Origin of the sequence: Rhodopseudomonas sp. BR0C11, from assembly GCF_010820945.1 — a bacterium.
GTDB classification, from domain to species: Bacteria; Pseudomonadota; Alphaproteobacteria; order Rhizobiales; family Xanthobacteraceae; genus Rhodopseudomonas; species Rhodopseudomonas palustris_H.
Genome location: NZ_QTKI01000424.1, coordinates 1 through 4,002, shown reverse-complemented (window position 1 = coordinate 4,002; position 4,002 = coordinate 1). Strand labels below are relative to the sequence as shown.

The following is a 4,002-nucleotide window of genomic DNA, read 5'->3' as shown; positions in this document are numbered from 1 at the left end:
CGCCCTATGCCGGCCACATCATCTTTCGCGACGAGGATGTCACCCGGCTGTCGGCGCAGCAGATCGCCGGTCGCGGCATCGCCCGCACCTTCCAGAACATCGAGCTGTTCGAGAGTGCGTCGACGCTCGACAATCTGCTGGTCGGCCGTCATCGTCATTCCACCACCTCGACTTGGCAGGACATCCTGCGGCTGAAGAAGGTTCGCGATGAGGAGATAGCGCATCGGCGGGCCGCCGAGGAGGTGATGGACGTGCTACGCCTGCAGCGCTATCGCGACACCCCGATCGGCAGCCTGCCTTACGGCGTCCGCAAGGTGATCGAGGTCGCCCGCGCGCTGTGCGTCGGGCCGAAGCTGCTGCTGCTCGATGAGCCGTCGTCCGGGCTCAACGTCGAGGAGACCAACGCGATGGCGGAGTGGATCCTCGAGATCAACAGCCGGCTCGGCATCACCGTGCTGATGGTCGAGCACGACATGTCGCTGGTCAGCCGCGTCTCCGACCGCGTGCTGGCGCTGAACTACGGGCGGATGATGGCGCTCGGCACCTCTGACGAGGTGCAGAACCATCCCGACGTCGTCGCCGCCTATCTGGGAGCCTGATCGATGAGCGCCCAGCCGATCCTCCGCCTTGCCAATATCGAAAGCTGCTACGGCCCGATCACCGCGATCCGCGGCATCACCCTCGATCTGATGCGCGGCCAGATCGTCACCGTGCTCGGCGCCAACGGCGCCGGCAAGACCAGCATCCTGAAGACGATCTCGGGCGTGCTCGATCCGCTGAAAGGCACGGTGGAGTTCGAAGGCCGCAAGATCCAGTCGACGGAACCGGACAAGGTGGTTCGGCTCGGCATTAGCCACGTGCCGGAGGGGCGCGAGATCTTCCCGTTCCTCAGCGTCCGCGACAACCTGAAGATGGGCGCCTACATCCGCACCGATCAGCACGAGGTTGCCGCCGACATCGAGAAGGCGTTCAACTATTTCCCGGTGCTGCGCGAGCGCCAGGACCAGCTCGCGGGGCAGCTTTCCGGCGGCCAGCAGCAGATGCTGGCGATCAGCCGCGCGCTGATGGCACGGCCCAAGGTCCTGCTGCTCGACGAGCCGTCGCTCGGTCTGTCGCCGCTGTTGGTGAAGGAGATCTTCGCGATCATCCGGCGACTCAATGCCGAGGAGGGCGTCTCGATCCTGCTGGTCGAGCAGAATGCGCGGATGGCGCTGGAGACCGCACACTACGGCTATGTGCTCGAGGTCGGCCGGGTGGTGAAGCACGACACCTGCGCCAACCTGATGCAATCGGATCAGATCCGGGAATTCTATCTCGGCCACGGACAGGGCGGACATGGCAAGCGGCACTGACACGACCACGCTGGCGGGCCGGGTCATCGCGGCGCTGCGCCAGCACGGCGATGCCCCGGTGCTGCGCTGGAAGCGCTACGGGCTATGGCAGCCGATCGGCGGCCGTCAGTTCGCGGACCGGATCGAGGCGATCGCCGCCGGCCTGCGCGCTCAAGGCGTCGGCTCCGGTTCGGTCGGCGCGGTGATCGGCGACAATTGTTACGAGTGGGTGCTGGCCGATCTTGCGATCGGCGCGGCCGGCGGTGTCTCAGCCGGGCTCGATCCGCATGGCGACGCCGATGACCTCGCGCGCGTGCTTGGCGACTGCAAGGCCAGCGTGTTGTTCGTGGCCGGCGACGACCAACTGCACAAAGCGCTCCGTGTCCGCGAACGCTGCCCGTCGCTCCGGCGCGTCGTCACGATGCATCAGCAGTGGGACGACGGCGCCGGTGATCCTTGCGTGATTCCGTTGTCGGCGCTCGAAGCGGCGGGACGGGACGGCGCCTCGGGAACAGCGGGCCGCGAGGCTGTGATCATCTACACCTCCGGCGGCACCGGCCCGGTTCGCGGCGCGATCCTCGGCCATGATGCGGTGATCGCGCAGGCCGAGCGGGCAAAGCAGGCGCTGGGATTGCGGGCCAGCGACGAGCGGCTGTCGCTGACGCCGCTACACCACGTGCTGGAGCGCGTGGTCGGTATCTACGCCTCGCTGCTCGCCGGCACGGTGATCAATTTTCCGGAAAGTCCGGACACGGCGCTGGCCGATCTTGCCGAACTACAGCCGACCATCGTGCAGGCCTCGCCGCAGCTGTTCGCCAGGCTTCAGGCTGGCATCCTGCTGGCGATCGGCGAAACGACGAAATTTCAGCGCTGGGCGTGCCGCATCGCGTTTGCCCATGGCCGCGACGGCTCGCCGCTGCGCGTGATCACCGATCCTTTGGTGCTCGCACCGGTCCGGCGGCGGCTCGGCCTTGGCCGCGCCCGGCTGTGCCTGTCGAGCGGGGCGACGCTCCGGACCGATGTGGCCGATTGGTTCGCCGCGCTCGGCCGGCCGCTGACGGATATCTATGGCCATGCTGAAGCCGGCGGCGCCGTGCGGATTGCCGATCATCACGCGATGGAGTGGAAGCTCGGCGACCATGACGAGCTCTGGCTGCGCGGCGACACACTGTTCTTCGGCTATGCGGGCGACATCACGCCTGTCCTACATCGCGACGGATGGTGGCACACCGGCGATATCGCCCGCCGTGAGAGCGCCGATCGTTACGCCGTCGTCGGTCGGCTCGACGACGTGCTGCAGCGGGGCAGCGAACGCGTGCTGCCGTTCGCCGCCGAGCAGGAGCTCAGCGCCTCGCCTTATATCGCCGATGCCTTCGTGCATCTCGACCGCGACGGCCGCGCGGTTGCGCGTGTGCTGCTCGATGGCGATCACGCGGTTCGCTACGCCCAGGACCGCGGCATTCCGTTCACGCATTTCCAGAGCCTATGCCAGGCGGACGAAATCCGCGCGCTGGTGGGTTCGGCGATTGCCGACGTCAATCGCCGCCACGCGGCGATCCGGATCGAGTGCTTCACGCTGATCGAGCGGGCGTTGCGTCCGGGGGATGCCGAGCTGGCGCCGTCGGGAACGCTGCGGCGGCATCTTTTGAAGGGTGACGACGACGACCTCGTGGAAGAGCGACGGTCGGCCGCCAGCGCGCATTAGCCATCAACCAACGAAACAACAAAGAGGGAGCGAAACCATGAAGTCCAGCACTCTGCCGATGCTCGCCGCCGCGGCGCTGATCGGCCTCGGCGCCCAGCCCGCCCTCGCGCAGTTCAAGACTCAGGGCATCACCGACACTGAGATTGTGATCGGCACCCATATGGATCTCAGCGGGCCGCTGAAGGCCTGGGGCGTACCCGCCACCAACGGCATGAAGCTGGCGATCGCGCAGATCAACGACGCCGGCGGCATCAATGGCCGCAAGATCCGCCTCGTCAACGAGGACGACGGCTACGATCCGAAGAAAGCGGTGCTGATCACTCAGAAACTGATCGAACTCGACAAGGTGTTCGCGATCGTATCGGCGATGGGCTCCGCCACCACGCTGGCGCCGATGCCGCTGGTGCAGTCGGCGGGCTTGCTGCACCTGTTTCCGATCACCGCCGCCGAGTTCACCTTCAAGATGGACCCGGCGAAGCCTGAAGACCGGCTGAAGTTCAACATGTTCAGCCCATATTACGACACGATGCGGCTCGGCATCAAATACGTCGTCGAGAACACCAAACCGAAGAAGCCCTGCATCGTCTATCAGGACGACGAGATGGGTAAGAACTTCACCGACGCCTACACCGACCAGCTCAAGGCGATGAACATCCCGAGCGCCACCATGGTGTCGTTCAAGCGCGGCGCCACCGACTTCAACTCACAGGTCGCGCGGATGAAGGCGGACGGCTGTGACATGGTGGCGCTCGGCTCGGTGGTGCGCGAGTCGGTCGGAATCACCACCGCGGCGCAGAAGCTCGGCTGGAAGCCGACCTTCGTGGTGTCGTCGCCGAGCTACGTGCCGGATTTTCCGCAGCTCGGCAAGGAAACCACCGAAGGCATCTATGGCGTCGGCCAGACCGAGATCTTCTATGCCGACACCGCCACCGGCGAGGTCAAGAAGTTCATCGAGGACTACAAGAA

4 protein-coding genes are annotated in these 4,002 nt (G+C 65.9%); all 4 read left to right on the top strand.

Annotated features, from left to right (window positions below):
- A partial coding sequence (locus tag DYI24_RS22630; protein WP_164573928.1) for an ABC transporter ATP-binding protein occupies positions 1 to 599 on the top strand: 599 nt, incomplete at its 5' end.
- Positions 600 to 602: 3 nt separating this feature from the next.
- Entirely contained in the window at positions 603 to 1,352 is a 750-nt protein-coding gene (locus DYI24_RS22625; protein ID WP_164573927.1) for an ABC transporter ATP-binding protein, read from the top strand.
- Positions 1,336 to 3,036, top strand: coding sequence for an AMP-binding protein (locus tag DYI24_RS22620; protein WP_164573926.1), 1,701 nt, complete (start codon positions 1,336 to 1,338; stop codon positions 3,034 to 3,036). Before DYI24_RS22625 ends, DYI24_RS22620 begins: the two co-directional genes overlap by 17 nt.
- A gap of 37 nt (positions 3,037 to 3,073) precedes the next feature.
- A partial coding sequence (locus tag DYI24_RS22615; RefSeq protein WP_164573925.1) for an ABC transporter substrate-binding protein occupies positions 3,074 to 4,002 on the top strand: 929 nt, incomplete at its 3' end.

Bases quoted from the DNA above. Each gene is read 5' to 3' on its own strand.
- DYI24_RS22620 (WP_164573926.1), top strand. From the start codon at position 1,336: ATGGCAAGCGGCACTGACACGACCACGCTGGCGGGCCGGGTCATCGCG.
- DYI24_RS22625 (WP_164573927.1), top strand. From the start codon at position 603: ATGAGCGCCCAGCCGATCCTCCGCCTTGCCAATATCGAAAGCTGCTAC.